The sequence below is a fragment of the Xylophilus sp. PBN-3R genome, from assembly GCF_057747805.1.
On the sequence record NZ_CM173225.1, the window covers coordinates 1,464,165 to 1,485,494 of the forward strand.

Sequence of the window (21,330 nt, forward strand, 5' to 3'; positions counted from 1 at the left end):
GCTGCGTGCCTACATTGACACGTATCGAAACAAGATACGTGGGCCATGGCACAAGAGCATTGGATTCGGGCAGGGCTGCGGTCGCAGACGATCACGCAGCGTTACCGGGCGGTGGGCGGTTTTACCCATGGGTTCGATTATCTCCGGCTGGTATTGGCGGTCGCCGTGATCTGGCACCATGCGGTATTGACATCCGTTACAGACTTGGCGACAGCCGATATATGGGGCGGCTGGCACCGGGTGGTGTTGGCGCCGATCCTGCTGATGTTCTTTGCCTTGAGCGGTTTCCTGGTGGCCGGCAGCCTCAAGAAAAAACCGACGTTGACCGCCTTCGTGACCTTGCGCGCCATTCGCCTGTTGCCTGCCTTGACGGTGGAGGTATTGCTTTCCGCACTGGTGATCGGCCCCTTGATGACAGCATTACCGTGGTCGGATTATTTCTTCCGACCGGAGTTCTGGAAATACTTCCTGAACATTTTCGGCTATGTGCATTTTTATCTGCCAGGTGTCTTCCTGGACAATCCGTTTCCGAAAATGGTGAATCTGTCGCTGTGGACGGTGCCGGTCGAACTGGAGTGTTACCTGCTGCTGGTCGTCCTGTGGCTCAGCGGGATCCTGCGGCGGCGCGGCTGGGTGGTCGCCGTGCTGCTTGCCCTGGCTGTTTTCGGTACTGCTTATGCTGCCACCCATTTTGAGATGAGGTGGGCAAAATCCGCGCCCTTGCCGCGATCGCTGATCGCGGCCTTCGTTGGCGGGATTTGCCTCAGCCTTTTCGGTGACCGGATAAAACTCGATATACGGTGGGCCCTGCTGGCGACAATCGGCCTGATATGTGCGAACCTGCAATATCAGACCGCCTATCTGTCCGCCGTCTTTGCGGCATATCTGGTGGTGTATCTTGGCATGATGCATCCGCCCAAAAAAGGTTTTTTGTTGCGCGGCGATTATTCGTATGGGCTTTATCTTTTTGCCTTTCCCATACAGCAGGCCTATACGCAGCTTTTTCCGCATTATCGCTATTGGTATCTGAATGCCGTGTTCACCCTGGCGGCCGGCCTGGTCTATGCCGGATTTTCCTGGTGGGTCATTGAAAAACCGGTGCTGTCGCGCAAAAAAGAAATTGTCGGCTGGGTGGAAGGCAGGATTGCCTTCTGGAAACAGAAAAGCCGCTGAACTCCAGCGGCTTTTTCAGGGGGAAATCGAGGTGTCTGCGGTTAGCTACCGAGCCGGCATCCTGAACCGGGGTTCAGGTGGGCCAGGGCAGCCATGCATTGGGTTCATCTGACGCGAGACGATCACGCCTGCATGGAAATTTACCTAGCCCGTGCTCGTGGAGCATTGGTACAAGGAATATAAAGCCCGGCATGCGCCGCAGACACGCATCCATTGTATGCCCGACATGCGTCTTGCGGTAAACCCTGAAGCGGCTTGCTGTGACTGTTACAGCAGGCGACCGTCTTCGGCGAGAGCGTCGTCCAGGCGGTGCAGCAGGTGCTGCCAGCGGGCAGCTTCGTTGTCGTCATCGCCGGGTACGGTGACCGCCAGCGGGACGGGCGGGCGCTCCGCGGCGTCGAACGCCAGGTTGAGCGCGGCCAGCACCGCGATGCGGTCGCGTGCGCGGATCTTGCCGGCATCGCGGATGCGCGTCATGGCGGCGTTCACCCGTTCAGCGGCATCGCGCAGGCGGGTTTCGCCGCCCTCGGGACAACCCAGTAGATAACCCTGGCCGAGAATCTGTACTTCGATCTGGTTCATGTCGCACCTTCGGTTTCGCCGTCTTCCTCGAGCGCCAGGGGCAGGCGTTCCAGGACGGCATCGACACGTACCCGGGCAGCGTGCAGCCGCACCTTCAAGGCATCGCGTTCGCGGGTGAGGTTTGCGACCTGGTCGGCGAGCAGGGCGTTGGTGCGGCGCAGTTCGGCATGGCGCAGCAACAGGCGCTCGACGCGTTCGGCAACCTGCTCGAAGGGGACGGGTGTTGGAGCCATGTGCCGGCGATTGTAGGGTTTTGCAACTGCGCCTGGCCTGCATTGCCAGCATTCATCGGCAACCGGCCCACAACACCCGCTTACAATCGCCGGTGTTGGTGCTCGCGTGGCCCGTTCTGGGTGACGCAGTTCAACGGGAAGCAGGAGGGCCGTCCGCCGACGGGCATGCCCGACCTGCGCTGCCCCCGCAACGGTCGGCGGAAGAGCCTGCATCCAGAGCAGCCTCGTGTTTTCCTCATACAGCCACTGGGCGCTTTTCGGCGCCTGGGAAGGCGGGGAAAACGGGTTCCGCCCAGCCCGGATACCGGCCAACGACGTGGCCCTCGTGTGTTCGCCCATCGCTGGATGACGAACATGCCGGGCCGTTCAGGTCCAAGCCGGCGGGGAAGCCGGCACGGACCGACATACCCGTTATCGCTCCACATGAATACTCGTTTCTCCGCCCTGGCACTGGCCGCGCGCGCCGTCGTCTGCCTGTCGCCGCTGGTCGTGTCCTCGTTTGCCTTCGCCCAGGCCGCGCCGGCATCGCTGACCACCACCGTGGTCACCGCCAACCGTACCGAACAGCCGATTTCCGACCTGCTGGCGGATGTCTCCATCGTCGACCGAGAGACCATCGAACGCAGCGGCGCCACCGGCGTGGCCGATGTCCTGGCCCGCCTGCCCGGCGTCGAAATGACCCGCACCGGCGGCCCCGGCAACGCCACCAGCGTGTTCCTGCGTGGTGCCGAATCGCGCTTCACCGCCGTGTACATCGACGGCGTGCGCATCGATTCGCAGTCCACCGGCGGCGCGAGCTGGGAGCAGATTCCCCTGTCGCAGATCGACCGGATCGAAGTGCTGCGCGGACCGGCGGCTGCCGTGTATGGATCGGACGCCATCGGCGGCGTGATCCAGCTGTTCACCCGCAAGGGCGAAGCCGGTTTCCACCCCTATGTCGGCGTGGGCGTGGGCAATCAGGGCACTCGCAAACTCGAAGCCGGCGTCAGCGGCGCGACTGGCGTGGACAACGTGTTCGACTACTCGGTAGGCATCGCCCGCGAGATCAGCGACGGTTTCAACGTGCGCCCCATCGCCACCCAGAACCCCGACAAGGACGGTTATCGCAGCACCTCGGCCAACGCACGCCTGGGCCTGCGCATCGATGCCCGCCAGCGCATCGACGCCACGCTGCTGGCCAGCGACATGAATGCGCAATACGACGCATCGCTGCGCGCCAACGACCTCAGCCGCAATTCGCTGCGCACCGGCGGCCTGACCCACACCGGCCAGTGGACCGATTTCTGGAAGACCACTCTCCAGGCCACCGCCTCGACCAGCCGTTACGAAACCACGCCGTCGGTCTACCTGACCCGCACCGAACTGCACAATTACCTGTTCCAGAACGAATTCCGTTTCGGCGAACACCGGGTGACCGCCGCGCTGGAGCGTCGCGAGGACAAGCTGCAAAACACCCCGATCGACCGCGACCGTGCGCAGAACGCGTTGTCGCTGGGTTATGCGATCAAACACGATGCCCACGCACTGCAACTGCACGTGCGCCACGACGAGGACAGCGAGTTCGGCGGCAAGAACACTGGCAGTGCCGCCTACGGCTACACCATCAACGCCAACTGGCGTGCCACCGCTTCGTTGGGCACCGCCTTCCGCGCGCCCACTCTGTATCAGCGCTTTTCCGAATACGGCCTGGGCAGCCTGTCGCCCGAAACTTCGCGCAACGTGGAAGCCGCGCTGCACTGGACGCAGGGCAGCAGCAACGCCAGCGTGACCGTGTACCGCAACAAGGTCGAGAACCTGATCAGCTTCGGCGCGGCCGGCGGTTGCGCTTCCAGCTTCGGTTGCTACCGCAATACCGCCCAGGCCCAGTACGAAGGCGTGACCTTTGCCGGCGCGCAGCGTCTCGGCGCATTCGCACTGCGCGGCTCGCTCGACCTGCAGGACCCGAAGGACGAAATCACCGGCAAACAGCTGGCCCGCCGCGCCAGGCAGCACGGCGTTCTGGGTGTCGATACCCGCGTCGCCGACTTCAACCTGGGCGCCGAAATGCAGGCGTCGGCCCATCGCTGGGACAATGCGGCCAACACCACACGCCTGGGCGGCTACACGCTGTTCAACCTGTATGCCAGCACCCGTATCGCCCGCGACTACACGCTCATCGCGCGTGTCGACAACCTCGCCGACAAGTCCTACCAGTTCGCCAACACCTATGCGACCGCGGGCCGGGTGGTCTACGTCGGCGTGAAATGGGCACCGCTGTAAATACCGCGATCACCTCCGCAGAACCCGCCCGTTGTGCGGCTCTGCTGGTCGCCGCTCCGGCGTCCGGCCAGGGCAAGACCACCGTGGCGGCCGCGTTCGCGCGGCTGCACGTGCGGGCCGGCCGCAAGGTGCGGGCCTTCAAGGTCGGGCCCGACTTCCTCGACCCGTTCTGGCTGGAGGTCGCCACCGGCGCGCCGGTGCATGCACTGGACCTCTGGATGGTGGGCGAGGGCGGCTGCGCTGCCCAGCTGCATGCCGCCGCGGCCGAGTGCGACCTGCTGGTGATCGAAGGCGCCATGGGCCTGTTCGACGGAACCCCCAGCGCGGCCGACCTGTCGCAGCGTTTCGGTGTGCCTGTGCTGGCTGTCATCGACGCCGGCGCCATGGCCGGCACCTTCGGCGCGCTGGCTTTCGGCCTGCGCCACTATCGCGCCGACCTTCCGTGGGCCGGTGTGTTGGCCAATCGGGTCGCCAGCCTGCGCCACGGCCACATGCTGCGAGAAGGTCTGCGCGAAGACGCCGACTGGCTGGGATCGCTGCCCAAGGGCGCCGAATGGGCCTTGCCCGAGCGTCATCTGGGCCTGGTCGCCGACCTGCCGAAGGAGCAGGCGCTGGCCCGCATCGACGCCGCTGCCGACGCCCTGGCGGCGACTCCTCTGGCCGGCATTCCGCTGGAGCGCTGGGCCACCGGCTTCCCTGCGCCGGAAAGCCTGGCCGACATCCCGCCGCTGCTGGCCGGCCGTTGTGTCGCCGTGGCGCGCGATGCGTCGTTCGCCTTCGTCTACCGCGCCAACCTGGACGTGCTGCATGCCCTCGGCGCGCGGGTCGAATTCTTCTCACCGCTGGCAGGCGATGCCTTACCCGACTGCGATGCCGTCTGGTTGCCCGGCGGCTATCCGGAGCTGTATCCGCAGCAACTGGCCGCCGCCACCGCCAGCCGCGACGGCCTGGCGGCGCACATCGACGCCGGCAAGCCGGTTTGGGCCGAATGCGGCGGAATGATGGCGCTGATGGACGAAATCTGCGACATGGACGGCAACAGCCATCCCGGCTGGGGGCTGCTGCCCGGCAGCACCCGCATGCAGCGCCGCCTGGCAGCCCTCGGCCCGCAGCAGCTGCAATTGCCGGCCGGCACGTTGCGCGGCCATACCTTTCACTATTCGACCGCCGCATCGCCGTTGCCGGTGGTCGCCCGCACCGCGCGGCCCGACACCGAGCCCCAGCCCGATGCGGGCGAGGCGGTGTATGCGCACGAAGGTATTCGGGCAAGCTATTTCCACGCATGGTTCGCCTCGTCGCCGGCCGCCATCGCATCGTTGCTGGGCGGCGGCACATGAGCACCGCGACCGCACCGACCGTGGCGCGCAGCGAGCTGGTGCTGGGTGGGCAACGCAGCGGCAAGTCGCGTCGTGCCGAGCATCTGGCGGCTGCCTGGCTGGCCGCCGACGCCGCGCATCACGCGCTGTTCATCGTCACCGCGCAGCCGGGCGACAGCGAGATGCAGTCGCGCATCGAACGCCACCGCGCCGACCGTGCCGAACGCCTGCCGCGCGCCGGCACGTTAGAGGCGCCGCTGGCGCTGGCCGGGGCTGTCACCGGGCATTCGGACGCATCCACCTTGCTCGTCATCGACTGCCTGACCCTGTGGCTGGCCAACCGGTACCCCATCGACGGAACGGCGCTGGAGGCGGCGACCGAAATCCTGGCCATGGCCATTGAAAACGCCGCCGGTCCGGTGGTACTCGTCTCCAATGAAATCGGCCTGGGTGTCGTGCCCCTGGGCAGCGAAGTCCGGGCCTATGTCGATGCGCTGGGCAGGCTCAACCAGCGCATCGCATCGGCCTGCGCGCGGGTCACGCTGGTCGCGGCCGGCCTGCCGTTGACCTTGAAGGACATTGAATGAAGAGGTTGTTCACGACGGTCGCGCTGACTCTTGCAGCATTGGCCGCCCATGGCGCAGACGTGCCTGTCGGCATCACCGACGGCCGCAACCGCGTCATCACGCTGGCCAGGGTGCCGCAGCGCATCGTCACGCTGTTGCCTTCGCTGACCGAAAGCGTATGCGCGCTGGACCAATGCCAGCGCCTGGTCGGCGTCGACCGTTATTCCAATGCGCCCGCCTACGTGCGCGGCCTGCCGCAGGTCGGCGGCGGGCTGGATCCGAACATCGAATCCATCGTCGCCCTGAAACCCGACGTGGTGCTGCTGGCCGTGTCGTCGCGTGCCAGTGCGCGGCTGGAAGCGCTGGGAATTCCGGTGGTCGCGCTGGAGCCCAAGACCCATGCCGACGTGCGACGGGTGCTGGGCCAGATCGGCACGCTGCTGGGCCTGCCGGCTGCCGCGTCCGACAGGTTGTGGCGCGAGATCGACGCCGGCGTGCAGGCGGCAGCGCAGTCGCTGCCGGCCAGGGCGCTGGGTGCGCGGGTGTATTTCGAAGTCAGCCGCGGCCCGTATGCGGCGGGTGAATCGTCCTTCATCGGCGAGACGCTGACCCGCCTGGGCGCGCGCAACGTGGTGCCGGCATCGCTGGGTCCGTTTCCCCGGCTGAACCCCGAATTCGTGGTGCGCGCCGATCCGGACGTGATCATGGTGGGCAACCGCAGCATGCAGTCGATGGCGGCCTATCCGGGCTGGCAGAGCATGCGGGCGATGAAGACCGACAAGGTCTGCGTGTTCGGCCCCGAGGTGTCGGACGTCGTGGTGCGCCCCGGTCCGCGCATGGCCGAGGCCGCGCGTGCCATGGCATCGTGCCTTTCCGAAAAAATTCGATGATGAGGGGCCGTGTCTGTTTGCTCGGCCTGGCATTGGCGGTCGCCGCGATGCTGCTGCTGGCGCTGGGTTCGGCCATCGGCAGCACCGGGCTCGACAGCCTGGTCGAGATGCGGCGCGATGCGGTGTCCTGGCAGATCGTCTGGGACATCCGGCTGCCGCGCACCGCGGGCGCATGGGTGTGCGGCGCGCTGCTGGGGCTGGCGGGAGCGGTGGCGCAAGGCCTGTTCCGAAACCCGCTGGCCGAACCGTATCTGCTGGGCAGTGCCTCCGGCGCATCCCTCGGCACCGCACTGGCTCTGCTGATGGCCGGCCAGTCGCCGTCCAACGCCATGGCCGCCAACTGGCTGGTGCGGCTGGGCGTGACCGGTGCGGCGTTCGTCGGCGCGGTCATCGCGGTGCTGCTCACGCTGACCCTGGCACGCGGGGCGCAGCATACGCTGCGCCTGCTGCTGGGCGGGGTCATCGTCGGTGTCGTGTTGGGAGCGGCTAAGGACCTGGTCACGCTCGCCGCACCGCGCATCCTCGAGGCCATGCAGGGTTTCACGCTGGGCAGCACGGCCTTCCTCGGCTGGCAGGCGGTGGTGTTGATGGGCGGCATATTGCTGGCCTGCCTGGTGGTGACGGCATTGCTGGCACCGGTGCTGGACGGTCTGGCGCTGGGTGAATCCACTGCCGCCAGCCTGGGCCTGGCGCTGCCTGCGTTGCGCGCGGCGCTGGTCGCGGTGCTGGCGCTGTGCACCGCCACGGCGGTGGCGCACACCGGCCTGATCGCTTTTGTCGGCCTGGCGGCACCGCACCTGGTGCGCCCGCTGGTGCGCAGCACGCATGCCGCGCTGCTGCTGCTGTCCGCCGGCATGGGCGGGCTGCTGCTGATGGCTTCCGACCTGCTGGCGCGTGGCCTGTTTGCGCCGCAGGAATTGCCTGTCGGGGTGCTGACCGCCTTGCTCGGCGGTGGTTACCTGCTGTGGTTGATGCACCGTCGCGGGGGACGCCGATGACCGCACTGCTGGCCCAACAGCTGTCCGCCCGCCTCGGCAACAGCGAAGTGCTGCACCGCATCGACCTGGCCCTGCCCGCCGGCCGCTGGACCAGCGTCGTCGGCCCCAATGGCGCCGGCAAGTCGACTTTGCTGAAAGTGCTGGCCGGCCTGTTGCCGCACAGCACCGGACAGGTCGAACTGCTGGGCCGCAGGCTCGCCGCCTGGCCGAGCCGCGAACGTGCCCGCGCCATGGCCTGGCTGGGGCAGGGCGAAGGGGCCGACGGCGGCGCCGACGACCTGACCGCCTGGGATGTCGCGATGCTGGGCCGACTGCCGCACCGGCCCTGGCTGGCGCCGCCCGCGGCGGCCGACATCGAAGCCGTCATCCGCGCGCTGCGACAGACCCATGCATGGGAATGGCGCGATCGCCCGCTGGGCGAATTGTCCGGCGGCGAACGCCAGCGGGTGCTGCTGGCCCGCGCCCTGGCGGTTCAGGCGCAGGTGCTGCTGATGGACGAACCCCTGGCCAACCTCGACCCGCCGCACCAGAGCGACTGGCTGGCCACCGTGCGCGGATTGACCGCCGCCGGAACCACCGTGGTCAGCGTGCTGCACGAAATCGGTTTCGCCCTCCATGCCGACCATGTGGTGGTGCTGCGCCAGGGCAGTGTGCTGCATGCCGGCGCACCGCACGACGCGGCCACCCACGAAGCCCTGCAGGCGGTGTTCGACCACCGCATCGCCATCCGGCCGCTGGACGACGGCTGGGCCGTCGTTCCCAGGGATTGACCCCGCATTTTTTCGAGACACCGTCATGCAGATAGAAACCCCGCCGAGCGAAAAACCCTACGAGAAACCCGAGGGCGAACGCCGTGGCCTGCTCATCGTCAATACCGGCGACGGCAAGGGCAAGAGCACCGCAGCCTTCGGCCTGGCGCTGCGGGCGCACGGCCGCGGCAAGGCGGTGAAGATCTACCAGTTCATGAAGGTGCCCAGCGCGCGTTTCGGCGAACACCGCATGTTCGAGCAGATCGGCATTCCCATCGAAGGCCTGGGTGACGGTTTCAGCTGGAAGAGCCAGGACCTGGAACACAGCGCCCGGCTGGCGCGCGACGGCTGGCAGAAGGCGCGCGCCGCCATCCTGTCGGGCGAGTTCTTTTTGGTGGTGCTGGACGAGATTACCTACCCGCTGATCTACGGCTGGCTGCCGCTGCAGGACGTGCTCGACACCCTGCGCGCCCGGCCGAAGGAAGTCCATGTGTGCCTGACCGGCCGCCGCTGCCCGCCCGAAATCATCGAGCTTGCCGACACCGTCACCGAGATGGCCATGGTCAAGCATGCCTTCAAGGCCGGCATTCCCGCCCAGCGGGGGATCGAGGATTGAACGGTCTGTCGGTCTCGTCGGCTGGCGGCGCGGTGCTGCTGGCGCTGCTGGTCGACCGGCTGTTCGGCGAGCCACGCCGCTGGCATCCGGTAGTCGGCATGGGTCGATATCTGGGGTGGTTTGGCAGACACATCGCGCCGGCGGGCGAGGGGGGCGGGCGCGATCTGCCGGCTTTTTTCGCCGGGGCCGGCGCTTGGCTGATCGGCGCTGTGGCTTGCGCCGGCCTGGCCTGGGCCGCGCAGTCCGCCTTGTTGCGACTGCATCCGCTGCCGAGCGTAGTGGTGCTCGGCCTGCTGCTCAAGCCGATGCTCGCGTGGCGCATGCTGCGCGACGAGACTGCGGCCGTCGAAGCCGCTCTCGGCGATTCGCTGCAAGCCGGCCGTGACCGGCTTTTGCGCCTGGTCAGCCGTGAAACCTCGGCCCTGACCGCCGCCGAGGTCCGCGAATCGGCGATCGAAAGCCTGGCCGAGAATTTCAACGATTCAGTGGTCGCGCCGCTGTTCTGGTTCGTGCTGCTCGGCCTGCCGGGCGCGGCGGTCTACCGCTTCGCCAACACCGCGGACGCCATGTGGGGTTACCGCGGCAGCCGCAACGGCCGCTGCTGGGAATGGGCCGGCAAGTTCGCAGCCTGGGCCGACGATGTGCTGTCGTGGGTTCCGGCGCGTATCTCGGCGGTGCTGATGCTGATCGGCGCTCCCTCGCGGGCCTGGAGCGGTCTGCCTGCTGTCGCCCGCCTGACACCGTCGCCCAACGGCGGCTGGCCGATGGGAGCGATGGCCCTGCGCCTGGGTGTGCGGCTGGGCAAGCCGGGGGTGTATGTGCTGCTCGCGGCCGGCCGTGTGCCGCAGGCCGGCGACACCGCCGCGGCCTTGCGGATCACCGGCCGCATCGTCTTCTCGCTCGCGGCGCTGGCTGCGTTTTCGTTGACGGTGGCGCTGGCATGAACCTTTCCCTGCGCCATCACGGTGGCCCCGACGCCTTCGGTGACGTCGCCTTCGATTTCTCGACCAATGCCAACGCCTGCGGCCCCAACCCGCTTGCCCTGCAGGCGGTGCAGCAGGCCGATGCGCGCAGCTATCCGGATCCGCAATACCGGGCGCTGCGCGAGGCGCTGGCTGCCCGCCACGGTGTATCGGCGGACCGCATCGTGCCGGCCGCCAGCGGCAGCGAGGCCATCCAGCGGCTGACCGCCCGCGCCATGCAGCGCGGCATCAAGCGGGTGGTGGTGCCGCAGCAGGCCTATGGCGACTACCGCCACGCCGCCGCGGCCTGGGGCCTGTCGACCATCGCAGGCGAATGCGGCGGCACCGACACCCTGTGCTGGTTGTGCGACCCGTCGAGCCCGCTGGGCCAGGCCAGTCATCCGCCGGGCCGTTATCCATCGAAGATGGTGGCGCTCGACCGTGCCTATGGCCCGCTGAGGCTGGAAGGCGTCGACCCGTGGAGTGCCGGCGCGCTGGACCGTGTCTGGCAGCTCCATACGCCCAACAAGGCGCTCGGCCTGACGGGCATCCGGGCCGCCTATCTCGTCGCGCCGTCGAATGCCGGAACCTGTGAAGTCGCCGCCCTGGACCGCATGGCCGCATCGTGGTGCATCGGCAGCCACGGCGTGGCGATGCTGACTGCCTGGTGCCGTCCAGAGATCGATGCCTGGCTGGCCGCCTGCCGCGACACCCTGCGCGGCTGGAAGGCCGCTCAGGTGCAAATGTGCGAAGACATGGGCTGGATGTGCCTGCCGTCGGAAGCCAACTTCTTCGTCGCCAGGTTGCCGGCGGATGCACCGGCCGACCTGCCGGAACGGCTGAGGCGGCAGGGCGTGCGGCTGCGCGATTGCGCTTCCTTCGGCCTGCCGGGCCATGTGCGCCTGGGCGTGCTGGCTCCGGCCGCTCAGCAGGCACTGCACGCCGCCGCGACTACCATCGGCGCCTCCCTGAATTGAAGGACTCCGCCATGGCGCGACCCGACCCGCAAGATTACCGATCCGTCGCCCTGTACTGGGACTTCGAGAACCTGCATGCAGGCCTGGTCGAAAGCCGCTACGGCGAAGGCACCTACGGCAAGCCCGACACCCGGTTCAAGGTTCAGGAACCGCTGGTCGATGTGCAGGCCATCGTCGAGCTGGCGGCATCGTTCGGGCCGGTCGCCATCAACCGGGCCTATTGCAACTGGCAGTACTACGGCCGCTACCGCGATGCGCTGCTTCAGGGCGGCGTCGAACTGATCCAGCTGTTTCCGCCGGGGGCGTCGGCCAAGAACGGCGCCGACATCAAGCTGTGTCTGGACGCCGCCGAAGACATCCAGCGTTTCGGCCACATCGGCACGGTGATCATCGTCGGCGGCGACAGCGACTTCATGCCGGTCTCGCAGAAGATCAAGGCGAACGGACGCACCCTGGTCGGCGTCGGTACCCGGCCCAACACCAACCGTCACTGGGCCAAGAGCTGCCACGAGTTCCGCTACTACGAGAGCCTGGTCGCTCCGCACCCCGAGCCCGAAACGCATGCGCCGGCCGAAGCCGTCACGGCACTCGACCCCGCCGCCGACATGCTGCGACGCGCGGTGCGTCTGCTGGTCGAGACCAACGGCGATGCCTGGGTGAACAAGGGCGCCATCTTCCACATGATCAAGCGCCTGGATCCGACCTTCGACTTCAAGGAACACGGCCATGCCAACTTCCCGGCGATGGTCAAGGCACTCGGTCATGTCGTCGAAGTCCGCAAGGGCGACACCGACCAGCAGGTGCGATTGTTGTGACGGCCAGATGCGTGATGGTGCTCGGCACCACCAGCGGCGCCGGCAAGAGCTGGCTCACCACCGCGCTCTGCCGCCGGTATGCGGACCGTGGCCTGAAGGTCGCGCCCTTCAAGGCGCAGAACATGAGCAACAACGCCCGTGTGGTGTGCGGCGGTGAAATCGGCAGCGCACAGTATTTCCAGGCCCTGGCCGCCCGCGCCGTGCCCGATGTGCGCATGAACCCCGTACTGCTGAAACCCGAGCACGACACCGCCAGCCAGGTGGTGCTGATGGGCCGTGTCGACACCGCGCTGACACGGCTGCCCTGGCGTGAACGCAGCGCCCATGTCTGGCCGCATGTGGCGTCCGCGCTGGACGCCCTGCGGGCCGAGAACGACGTGGTAGTGATCGAGGGCGCGGGCTCGCCGGCGGAGATCAACCTGAGCGCCAGCGACATCGTCAACATGCGGGTCGCCCGCCATGCCGACGCCCGCTGCCTGCTGGTCACCGACATCGACCGGGGCGGCGCGTTCGCCCACCTCTACGGCACCTGGGCCCTGCTGCCCGAGGCCGACCGCGCCCTGCTGCGCGGTTTCGTGCTCAACAAATTCCGCGGCGATGCCCGGCTGCTGGAACCCGGCCCGAAGATGCTGCAGGACCTGACCGGCGTGCCCACCGTCGCCACCCTGCCCATGTGGTGGCGCCACGGCCTGCCCGAGGAAGACGGTGTGTTCGACGACCGGCCTTCCGCGGCCTCGGCGGGTATCGGACGGGTATCGCGCACCGTGGCCGTGGTCGCCTATCCCCGCATCAGCAACCTGGACGAATACCAGCAACTCAAGAACATCGACGGCCTGCGGCTGGTCTGGGCGCGAACCCCGGCCGACCTTCAGGCCGCCGACTGGATCGTGCTGCCCGGCAGCAAACACACCAGCGGCGACCTGGCCTGGCTGCGTGCCCAAGGCCTGGATGCCGCGGTCGCCGGCCACGCCGCCCGCGGCCTGCCGGTGTTGGGCATTTGCGGCGGCCTTCAAATGCTGGGCGAGGCGTTGGTCGACACCCACGGCATCGACGGCAACGCGCCCGGCCTGGGCCTGCTGCCGCTGGTCACCCGCTTCGAGCCCGAGAAGACGGTGCGGCATACCGGGACCCGCTTTGCCGAGGTGCACGGCGCGTGGTCCGCGCTGTCGGGCGTCGCCCTTGCCGGCTATGAAATTCACCAGGGCCAGACCCTGCCACGGCCCGATCTGCCCGCGCCACGGGCGGTGTTGCCGGGCGGCCTGGGCTGGCAGAACGAAACCGGCAATGTGATGGGCATCTACCTGCACGGCCTGTTCGAGGACCCGGCCGTACTGGCGGCGCTTTTCGGAGCCGGTGTCCGCACGCTGGACAGCGTGTTCGACGGCCTGGCAGCCCATGCCGGCCAGCATTTCGACGCCGGTGTGCTGGATGCGCTGGTTGCCTGAATCCGGCTTTTTCAAACCCTGTTTTTCCCCCGAGCCCGCCATGAGTTTCGAAATCCCCGCCATCCCCGCCATCGACGAGCCGGACCTGGCCGCCCGACTACGCCACAGCATCGACCACAAGACCAAGCCGCTCGGATCCCTCGGCCGGCTGGAAAACCTGGCGCTGCAGATCGGCCGCATCCTGGGCAGCGAGACGCCGGAACTCACATCGCCGCAGATGGTCGTCTGTGCGGCCGACCACGGCCTCGCGGCCCGCGGTGTCTCGGCCTATCCGAGCGACGTCACATGGCAGATGGTGCAGAACTTCCTGGCCGGCGGCGCGGCGGTGAGTGTGCTGGCGCGCCAGCACGGCATCGCGCTGACCGTGGCCGACTGCGGCGTGGCGCACGACTTCTCTCCGCGTGCCGGGCTGGTCGACTGCAAGGTGGCCGCCGGCACCGCGGATGCGTCCGTCGGCCCCGCCATGACGGCCTTGCAGCGCGACCGGGCGCTGGCCAACGGCCAGGCCCTGCTGCGGTCCTTGCCCGGCAACGTGGTGCTGCTGGGCGAGATGGGTATCGGCAATACCTCGTCCGCCTCGATGCTGCTGGCACGGCTGAGCGAAGTGCCGCTGACTGATTGCGTCGGTGCCGGAACCGGCCTGGACCGGACCGGCATCGCCCGCAAGCTGGCGGTGCTGCAGGAAGTCATGGCGCTGCATGCCGATGCGGCTTCGCCACTGGATGCGCTGGCAGCTTTCGGCGGCTTCGAGATCGCGACGCTGGTCGGGGTGGTGCTGCAGGCGGCCGCCGAACGCAGGGTGGTTCTGGTCGATGGGTTCATCACCTCCTCGGCGGTCCTGGTGGCTTCGAAACTGAAACCCGAAGTGCTGCAGCGCTGTGTGTTCGCCCACCGCTCCGGCGAGCGGGGGCATGGCGCGATGCTGGCCCAGTTCGACGCCGAGCCGCTGCTGGAGATGGGCCTGCGTCTGGGAGAAGGTTCGGGCGCCGCGCTGGCCTGGCCCCTGCTGGTTTCCGCTTGTTTGGTGTTGCAGGAGATGGCCAGTTTCGCATCGGCAGGAGTGGCGACCGCCGGTTGAGTCCTTTCCGTTCAGAGCACCTCGCCCGGTCCCCGGCACGCCGGCCGCACGCAGCCATTTAGAGCCGGTTTCCCCACGTGCGATGCCTGCATACGGGCCTGTTCGTGCAATGGAGCTGATCGCCAGCGCTCGGCACAGGTGTGCGGCTTTCGCCGGGCGTCGGCGCACCGGTCCTCATTTTGGGGTTTCCAATGCGCTCGATAAATAACCGAATGTCGATTCGAGTAAATCGGCAAAGGTGAATAAACACCTGTTGCCAGATTTTAAAATATTAAGTGTTGGTGCGTTTGCGTTGAATCGCCCCCTGCGTCGTTGATTATCGGATCGCTGAATGGGTCAGCTTCCTTCAATCAAATCAGGCGCGGGAAAGTCAATGGGCGAGCAAGAGGGTGTCACTCTCGTGGAAATGATGGTGAGTATGGCCATATTGGCCATACTTGCCGCCATCGCCGTGCCGTCCTATCGGTTCGTCATCAACAGCGGCCAGGTCTCGGCCGACATGAGTGCCCTTGTCGGCACCCTTCAACTGGCACGGGCCGAAGCCATCAAACGCGGCTTGACCGTCGCTGTCTGCGCCTCGAACACCAGCACGAATGTCGCCACGAATGTGGGCACGAATGTCGGAACGAATGGCAAATCCAGCGTCAACCCGCCCGCCTGCACCGGCGTGAACACCTGGCAGGTCGGCTGGTTTTCCTTCGTGGACTTCAACAACAACGGCAGTTTCGACGGCACCGATACCCTCGTCGCGGTGCAAGGCCCGCTGGCTTCCGGCAACACGCTGGTGGCCGATAACGGCATTTCGATCGTCAGGTTCAACCGCGAAGGTTTTGTGTCGGGCCTGGCGGCCAGCGCGGTCACGCTCACGCTCAGCCCCGTCAGCAATGCGGCTTTGCAGAAACGCTGCCTTTCCATCGGCTCAGCCGGTCGGCTGGCGGTGTTGCAGCCGGCTCCCGGGGTGTGCTGATGCCTGCGTTCTTGCCAGCCAGGGTCGTGCGAGGTGTCGGACTGATCGAGGTGATGATCAGCCTGGTCGTGATCTCCATCGGGCTGCTGGGGGTCGCCAAGCTGAATGCACTGTCGATCGGCAACAGCCGGGTTTCCGGCTCGCGCTCGCTGGCGGCGGTCTATCTCGGCAGCCTGTCGTCGGCGATGCATGCCAACGGCAAATACTGGCAGGTGCCTGCGACCGTTTCCACCGCAAGGATCACGCTGACCGGCCGCATCCTGGGCGGTGACGGCGGCCTGTCTGCCAGCATGGCGGATTGCAGTTATTCGTCGGACAACACCGCCCCCGCTTGCGGCCCGGCGGAAATGGCGGCTTACGACCTGCGGACCTGGGGCACCAGCCTCGAACAATTGCCCTCCGGCGCGGGTTCCGTGCTGTGCGCTAACGCCATTCCTGTCAGTTGTGTCGTCACGGTGTCGTGGGCTGAAAAATATATCGCCCACAACGCCGCTACCGCCGGGGCGCCGGCCCAGCAGGTGGTCACCCAGACCTTGAGCGCGACGGTCCAGCCATGACGCACATCCAACGCGCTGGCAAGGCTGGCAGGCAAGGCGGTTTCAGCCTGCTCGAACTGCTCATCTCGGTGACCATCGGTGTGTTCCTGCTGGCCGGCATTGCCGGAGTGCTGGCCATCACCCGTCAGAACTTCAATGCCCAGGCCGGCATGGGCCAGTTGCAGGACGACCAGCGCATCGCCGTCAACATGTTGGTGTCGGTCGTGGAACACGCGGGCTATTACTACGACGTGCAGAAAGAAACGGCCGCCACGTCCTTTCCGCTGGCGGCCCCCTTTGTGGACGAGGGCCATTCCGTCGTCGGTTCCAGCGGCTCGGGCGGTTCCGGTTCCGGTGCCGATTCGATTTCAGTCCGCTACGTGCAGTCCCCTGCCGGTACGGCCAGCTCGGATTTCCTGCAGGACTGCACCGGCATCAGCAACGCCGGCAACACGCCCTTGCTGTCGGTGAACACCTTCACGCTGGACAACCTGCACCAGCTGACCTGCGCGGTCGGCAGCAATGCGGCCAAACCGCTCGCGGGCGGCATTTCGTCCTTCATCGTGTTCTACGGCATCGACCGGGACAAGGACCGGTCGGTCGACTTCTACCTGCCCGCCCAGGCCATGCCGCCGTCGTACTGGGCGCTGGTCGGCTCGGTGCGGGTCGACATCGTTTTCGTCAACCCGCTCGACCGCGACAAGCCCATCACGGTGAAACGTGTCATCAACCTCATGGGCCGGGCATGAACTCGGCCGTCCCCGGTTTCCCATCCATGCAACTGTGTTTCCATCCCGCGCGCCGCGAGCGCGGCATCTCGCTGCCGACCGCGATGATCATCCTGCTGGTGGTGAGCATCCTGGCGGTGAGCATGCTTCGCAGCTTCGGCAACTTCGAACGTATCGCCGACAGCACCCGCGACAAGCAGCGAGCCTTCAACGCCGCCCAAAACGCCCTGCAATACGGCGAGTGGTGGTTGACGCAGGGCCACGCCACGCCCGGCGCACCCTGTGACCAGGCCTACAGCGCCGACATCACACCCGGCACTTCCAAGGTCTGCACCAACGCGCTCGTCAGCACGGCTTCGACCGCCACGCAGGCACAGGTGTCGGTGGTGCCCTGGAAGACATCGGGCGGCGTGCCGTTCGGCAACTATTTCACCCCACCGGGAATGATCGGAAAGATCAGCACCAGCGGTGGCGCAGACACCTACTCGGCGGTGCCGCGTTTCTATGCGACAGCGCTGGGGGTGGACCCCACCGCCACCCAGCAGCTGTACCGCGTCAGTGCCATGGCCCAGGGAGGTTCACCCGATTCCGTGGCGGTGGTGCAGAGCGTGTTCGGCGTGAAGAGCGACATCACCGATGCGGGTGCCTTATGAAAAAAACCGTGTCCCATGTTTCCGACCGGGGGGCTCTTGCAGCACTGCTGCTGTCGCTGTCCTCGATACTTGTGCTGGTTGCTCATCCGGCGGCAAGCGCCCAGAACATCGTGGTCAGCGAGGACTTCACCGGCGCCAGCTCCGCAACCAACTGGCTGGTGTTCGACGGTGCCTGCCTGACGGCTGGCAACGGCTCCGGCTCGATACCCCCCTGCAGTGGCAACCCGTACTACAGCGGCCTGTTCCTGGGCGGCGGGGAGACCGGTGCGCTGCCCGACCCTGTCGGCAGCGGCGCGCTGCGCCTGACCAACAACTCCACCGGCCAGAAAGGCGGCATCGTCTCAGGCTCCACCTTCCCGTCGGGTAGCGGCATCGCCGTGACCTTCTCGACCGTGACCTACGGCGGCAGCGGCGCGGACGGCATCAGTTTTTTCCTGATGGATGGAAGCGTTACGCCAACAGCGCTCGGTGTGGCGGGCGGTGGGCTCGGCTACGTCTGCGCCGGCTCGGACTCCAGTACGCCCGATGGGCTGCAGGGGGCCTACCTCGGACTGGGCATAGACGAATACGGCAATTTCATGAACACCGGCGGCGGATACAGCCGAGGTGTCGATGGTTATGGATTCCAGGCCAACCGTATCGGCTTGCGGGGCGCCGGCAACGTCAACTGGCGCGCGCTGAACGAACGGTATCCAGGCTATTACCCCGGCTCCTTTTCGGCGGAAAAAAGGGCGCAGGCGGTGTCTGCCACCTGCCGCGACCGCACCATCTACGACTTCTCTCGCGACATCAACAACCCGATAGCCAAGTCGAGCTTTGCGTTCAACTACAACGCGATCGGCGGAGGCACCGTCACCCTGCCGGGCTCTACGCCCCTCTTCACTTCGGCCGGCACACGTCCGACCGCCCGGCCCGTCACCTACCAGCTGAAGATCACCCCGGACAACCTCCTGAGCCTGTCCTTCAGCTACGACGGCGGTACCTTCCAGCCGGTGCTGGACAAGCAGTCGATCACTGCAGCCAACGGTCCGGTACCGGGCAGCTTCCGTTTCGGCTTCAGCGCTTCCACAGGTGGCGCCACCAACTTCCACGAGATCACCTGTTTTCGCGCGGCTCCCGCCGTCCAGTCGGGCAGCGCCGCAAGCGTCAATACCCAGCCCAACCGGCAGGTCCGGACCGGCACCCAGGTCTACCTGGCAGGCTACGAAAGCACCAACTGGTCGGGGCAGATCACCTCGCAGAACCTGCTCTACACGCCGTCCACCGGCATGGTCTCCACCAATCCGGTGGCCAACTGGGACGGCGCATGCACACTGACCGGCGGCAGTTGCGGCACGACCGGCAGCACCACCCAGGTACAGCCGCCGAATGCCCGGACCATGATCACCTGGGACGGCACCGAAGGCATTCCGTTCCAGTACACCAGCTTCAGCGCCGCGCAAAAAGCCGTCATCAACCAGGGCGACGGCACGCCCAACGGAGACCGCACCGCCTTCCTGCGCGGCGACCGGTCCAACGAAATCAACGGCGGCGGCAGCAACCAGTTCCGCACCCGCAAGAAAGTGCTGGGAGACATCATCGATTCGGGTCCCGCCTGGCTGGGACCGCCTTCGGCTGGATATGACGACATCTGGGCCGACGCCCTGGCCACCAGGGGAGCCCTTCCGGAAAACGGCGCCAGCGTCCAAAGATATTCAGCTTTTTCCCGTGCAGCAAGAACCCGGCTGAACGTGGCCTTCGTCGGCGCCAACGACGGTTTCCTGCATGGCTTCCGCACCGGCGCCTACGACGCAGCAGGCGGCTACCTCGACAACGCCGCCCATCCCAACGACGGCAAGGAAGTCATCGCCTACATGCCGTCCGCGGTATTCGCCAATATCCACAGCCCGACGGTGGCGCTTGACTACGCCCATCCCCTTTATTCGCATGCCTACGGCGTGGACGCCGTCCCTTACATCGGTGACCTGTTCTACGGCAACGCCTGGCACAGCTGGCTGGTCAGCGGGCTGGGTCCCGGCGGCAAGGGCATCTTCGCGCTGGACGTGACCGACCCCGCGCAGTTCTCCGAGGGCAACGCCGCCGCACTGGTGAAGACCGACCTCACGGCCGACAGCATCGTCTGCGCCAACGTCAAGGCCTGCGGCGATTACCTGGGCAACACCTACGGCACACCCCAGATACGCCGGTTCCACAACGGGCAGTGGGGTTTTGTCTTCGGCAACGGACTCGAAAGCAAGAACGGTGTCGCCGGCATCTTCGTGCTGATGATCGACCCCGGCACCCAGGTGCAGACGGTGTACTTCCTGGGCACCGGCAGCGGCGGCGCAAGCGCCGCCGCCAGCAACGGAATCACCTATGTGACTCCTGCCGACCTCGACGCCGACCATGTCGTCGACTACCTCTATGCCGGCGACATCAAGGGCAACATGTGGCGTTTCGACCTGCTGGGCGCCAGTCCGGCGACATGGGCCGTGTCGAAGTTCGGAAGCGGCGCCGCCAGGCCGCTGTTCTCCGCCGGTGCCAAGCAGCCGATCAGCACCAGGCCTGTCGTCGCCATCGTGCCGGCCAAAACCGGTTTCCCGCGGGTGATGGTGGACTTCGGCACCGGCAACAAGACGCCGCGCACCACGTACTCGGCCGTCACCTACGCCACCGACCCGCAAAGCCTCTACGGCATCTGGGACTGGGACATGGCCGGCTGGAACGCCAAGGCCGCCAGCGGCTCGATGCGCGCCGCACTGCCGGGGGCGGTCAGCGTGTCCAGGTCGGACCTGCAGCAGCAGGTCATCTCTACCATCGGCGGCACCACCATCTACCGCACGGTGACCAGCAACCCGGTGTGCTGGGACGGTGCGACCGACTGTGCCGGCGCCAACGACAAGCGTGGCTGGTACATCAACTTTCCGGCAGCGTCCGAACAGCTGATCTACAGCCCGGTTCTCTACCAGGGGGTGCTCACGCTCAGCAGCACGATTCCAGCCAACAACACCCCCATCAATTGCGCGACGGCCATCGACAGGGCGGGCGACCTGGCCATCTCGCCATCCACCGGCGGATCGTTCAACCAGTCCTCGTTTTCCGATGCCAGCGGCAATTTCGTGACCTACGGCGGCGCCGTGGTGAGCGGCGTGCTGACCAGCGGCGTCGGATCGCCTTCTTTCGTGATCGCCGGCGGCAACACCTTCCTGCTGCAACAGACAGGCGACGGCACCGGCCTGGTGCTCAAGTACAACCCGGCAGGCGGCAACTCCGGTACGCGCGTGACATGGCAGCAGATCCGATGAACAACCCTGGTATCGCCCTATGAAAATGATCCGGACTCTGCGAATCGATAAAGCGCTGAAGCAAAACGGCTTCACGCTGATCGAACTGATGATGGTCGTCGTGATCGTGGGCATCATTGCCGCCGTCGCCTTGCCTTCCTACACCAACCAGGTTCGCAAGTCGCGAAGGGTGGAAGCCAAAAGCGCACTGCTCGACATGGCGGCTCGGGAAGAGCGCCACAACACAGTGAACTTCGTCTATTCGGTCTCGGAGAAGGACCTTGGCTACGCGATGCCGATGCCCATCGGCGTGCCTTCTGTCGCGAATGCCTATTACCGGATACAGCCCGTTCTGACCACCGGTCCGGCCGGTTATCTGCTCACCGCCACCCCGGTGGGCGATCAGGTGAACGATGCTTGCGGCGCTTTCACGCTATCCGACCTCGGCGTGCAGGCGCTCATCGTCAATGGCGCCGCGGGCAGTGCGGCCCAGGTCGCGGATTGCTGGAAATGATCCGCAGCAT

Annotated in this window: 21 protein-coding genes and 1 riboswitch; of the genes, 19 read left to right on the forward strand and 2 right to left on the reverse strand. The window is 66.5% G+C overall.

Annotated features, from left to right (window positions below):
• Window positions 1-45: 45 nt before the first annotated feature.
• The gene (locus AC3ANW_RS06780; protein ID WP_488344429.1) at window positions 46-1,173 is read left to right on the forward strand and encodes an acyltransferase family protein; all 1,128 of its coding nucleotides are present in this window, start codon (window positions 46-48) and stop codon (window positions 1,171-1,173) included.
• A 267-nt stretch (window positions 1,174-1,440) separates the two neighbouring features.
• Here the strand turns inward: AC3ANW_RS06780 and AC3ANW_RS06785 are convergent, their stop codons facing one another.
• Window positions 1,441-1,755 carry a cell division protein ZapA gene (locus AC3ANW_RS06785; RefSeq protein WP_488344430.1) on the reverse strand — a complete coding sequence of 105 codons (315 nt, stop codon included), beginning with the start codon at window positions 1,753-1,755 and terminating at the stop codon, window positions 1,441-1,443.
• On the reverse strand, window positions 1,752-1,988 hold the full coding sequence (locus AC3ANW_RS06790; protein ID WP_488344431.1) for a DUF904 domain-containing protein: 237 nt from the start codon (window positions 1,986-1,988) through the stop codon (window positions 1,752-1,754). The genes AC3ANW_RS06785 and AC3ANW_RS06790 overlap by 4 nt, the downstream gene beginning before the upstream one ends.
• Before the next feature lie 79 nt (window positions 1,989-2,067).
• Window positions 2,068-2,315, forward strand: a riboswitch (cobalamin riboswitch).
• Window positions 2,316-2,411: 96 nt separating this feature from the next.
• On the opposite strand from AC3ANW_RS06790, the gene AC3ANW_RS06795 reads away from it, so the two are divergent.
• The 18 genes from AC3ANW_RS06795 (at window position 2,412) to AC3ANW_RS06880 (ending at window position 21,320) form a co-directional block, all read left to right on the forward strand.
• A complete protein-coding gene (locus AC3ANW_RS06795; protein WP_488344432.1) occupies window positions 2,412-4,247 on the forward strand; it encodes a TonB-dependent receptor domain-containing protein in 1,836 nt (611 codons plus the stop codon).
• Complete coding sequence (locus tag AC3ANW_RS06800; RefSeq protein ID WP_488344433.1) at window positions 4,232-5,584, forward strand: cobyrinic acid a,c-diamide synthase CobB; 1,353 nt, start codon at window positions 4,232-4,234, stop codon at window positions 5,582-5,584. Before AC3ANW_RS06795 ends, AC3ANW_RS06800 begins: the two co-directional genes overlap by 16 nt.
• Complete coding sequence (locus AC3ANW_RS06805; protein ID WP_488344434.1) at window positions 5,581-6,150, forward strand: bifunctional adenosylcobinamide kinase/adenosylcobinamide-phosphate guanylyltransferase; 570 nt, start codon at window positions 5,581-5,583, stop codon at window positions 6,148-6,150. Before AC3ANW_RS06800 ends, AC3ANW_RS06805 begins: the two co-directional genes overlap by 4 nt.
• Window positions 6,147-7,019, forward strand: a complete 873-nt coding sequence (locus AC3ANW_RS06810; RefSeq protein WP_488344435.1) for an ABC transporter substrate-binding protein — start codon at window positions 6,147-6,149, stop codon at window positions 7,017-7,019. Before AC3ANW_RS06805 ends, AC3ANW_RS06810 begins: the two co-directional genes overlap by 4 nt.
• Window positions 7,019-8,017, forward strand: a complete 999-nt coding sequence (locus AC3ANW_RS06815; RefSeq protein ID WP_488345371.1) for a FecCD family ABC transporter permease — start codon at window positions 7,019-7,021, stop codon at window positions 8,015-8,017. Before AC3ANW_RS06810 ends, AC3ANW_RS06815 begins: the two co-directional genes overlap by 1 nt.
• Window positions 8,014-8,787: an ABC transporter ATP-binding protein gene (locus AC3ANW_RS06820; protein WP_488344436.1), complete on the forward strand. Its 774-nt coding sequence runs from the start codon at window positions 8,014-8,016 to the stop codon at window positions 8,785-8,787. Before AC3ANW_RS06815 ends, AC3ANW_RS06820 begins: the two co-directional genes overlap by 4 nt.
• Window positions 8,788-8,812: 25 nt before the next feature.
• Window positions 8,813-9,382: a cob(I)yrinic acid a,c-diamide adenosyltransferase gene (cobO, locus tag AC3ANW_RS06825; RefSeq protein WP_488344437.1), complete on the forward strand. Its 570-nt coding sequence runs from the start codon at window positions 8,813-8,815 to the stop codon at window positions 9,380-9,382.
• On the forward strand, window positions 9,379-10,326 hold the full coding sequence (cbiB, locus tag AC3ANW_RS06830; RefSeq protein ID WP_488344438.1) for an adenosylcobinamide-phosphate synthase CbiB: 948 nt from the start codon (window positions 9,379-9,381) through the stop codon (window positions 10,324-10,326). The genes cobO and cbiB overlap by 4 nt, the downstream gene beginning before the upstream one ends.
• Complete coding sequence (locus AC3ANW_RS06835; RefSeq protein ID WP_488344439.1) at window positions 10,323-11,321, forward strand: aminotransferase class I/II-fold pyridoxal phosphate-dependent enzyme; 999 nt, start codon at window positions 10,323-10,325, stop codon at window positions 11,319-11,321. Before cbiB ends, AC3ANW_RS06835 begins: the two co-directional genes overlap by 4 nt.
• Before the next feature lie 11 nt (window positions 11,322-11,332).
• Complete coding sequence (locus tag AC3ANW_RS06840; RefSeq protein ID WP_488344440.1) at window positions 11,333-12,136, forward strand: NYN domain-containing protein; 804 nt, start codon at window positions 11,333-11,335, stop codon at window positions 12,134-12,136.
• Window positions 12,133-13,581: a cobyric acid synthase gene (locus AC3ANW_RS06845; RefSeq protein ID WP_488344441.1), complete on the forward strand. Its 1,449-nt coding sequence runs from the start codon at window positions 12,133-12,135 to the stop codon at window positions 13,579-13,581. Before AC3ANW_RS06840 ends, AC3ANW_RS06845 begins: the two co-directional genes overlap by 4 nt.
• A gap of 40 nt (window positions 13,582-13,621) precedes the next feature.
• Window positions 13,622-14,659, forward strand: coding sequence for a nicotinate-nucleotide--dimethylbenzimidazole phosphoribosyltransferase (cobT, locus tag AC3ANW_RS06850; RefSeq protein ID WP_488344442.1), 1,038 nt, complete (start codon window positions 13,622-13,624; stop codon window positions 14,657-14,659).
• 409 nt (window positions 14,660-15,068) lie between these two features.
• Entirely contained in the window at window positions 15,069-15,626 is a 558-nt protein-coding gene (locus tag AC3ANW_RS06855) for a GspH/FimT family protein (protein WP_488345372.1), read from the forward strand.
• Window positions 15,626-16,183, forward strand: a complete 558-nt coding sequence (locus AC3ANW_RS06860) for a type IV pilus modification PilV family protein (RefSeq protein ID WP_488344443.1) — start codon at window positions 15,626-15,628, stop codon at window positions 16,181-16,183. The genes AC3ANW_RS06855 and AC3ANW_RS06860 overlap by 1 nt, the downstream gene beginning before the upstream one ends.
• A complete protein-coding gene (locus AC3ANW_RS06865; RefSeq protein WP_488344444.1) occupies window positions 16,180-16,911 on the forward strand; it encodes a PilW family protein in 732 nt (243 codons plus the stop codon). The genes AC3ANW_RS06860 and AC3ANW_RS06865 overlap by 4 nt, the downstream gene beginning before the upstream one ends.
• Window positions 16,908-17,543 carry a pilus assembly PilX family protein gene (locus AC3ANW_RS06870; RefSeq protein ID WP_488344445.1) on the forward strand — a complete coding sequence of 212 codons (636 nt, stop codon included), beginning with the start codon at window positions 16,908-16,910 and terminating at the stop codon, window positions 17,541-17,543. The genes AC3ANW_RS06865 and AC3ANW_RS06870 overlap by 4 nt, the downstream gene beginning before the upstream one ends.
• 8 nt (window positions 17,544-17,551) lie before the next feature.
• Window positions 17,552-20,827 (forward strand): pilus assembly protein, encoded by a 3,276-nt coding sequence (locus tag AC3ANW_RS06875; protein ID WP_488344446.1) that lies wholly within the window; start codon window positions 17,552-17,554, stop codon window positions 20,825-20,827.
• 19 nt (window positions 20,828-20,846) lie between these two features.
• Window positions 20,847-21,320 (forward strand): type IV pilin protein, encoded by a 474-nt coding sequence (locus tag AC3ANW_RS06880; RefSeq protein WP_488344447.1) that lies wholly within the window; start codon window positions 20,847-20,849, stop codon window positions 21,318-21,320.
• Window positions 21,321-21,330: the final 10 nt, after the last annotated feature.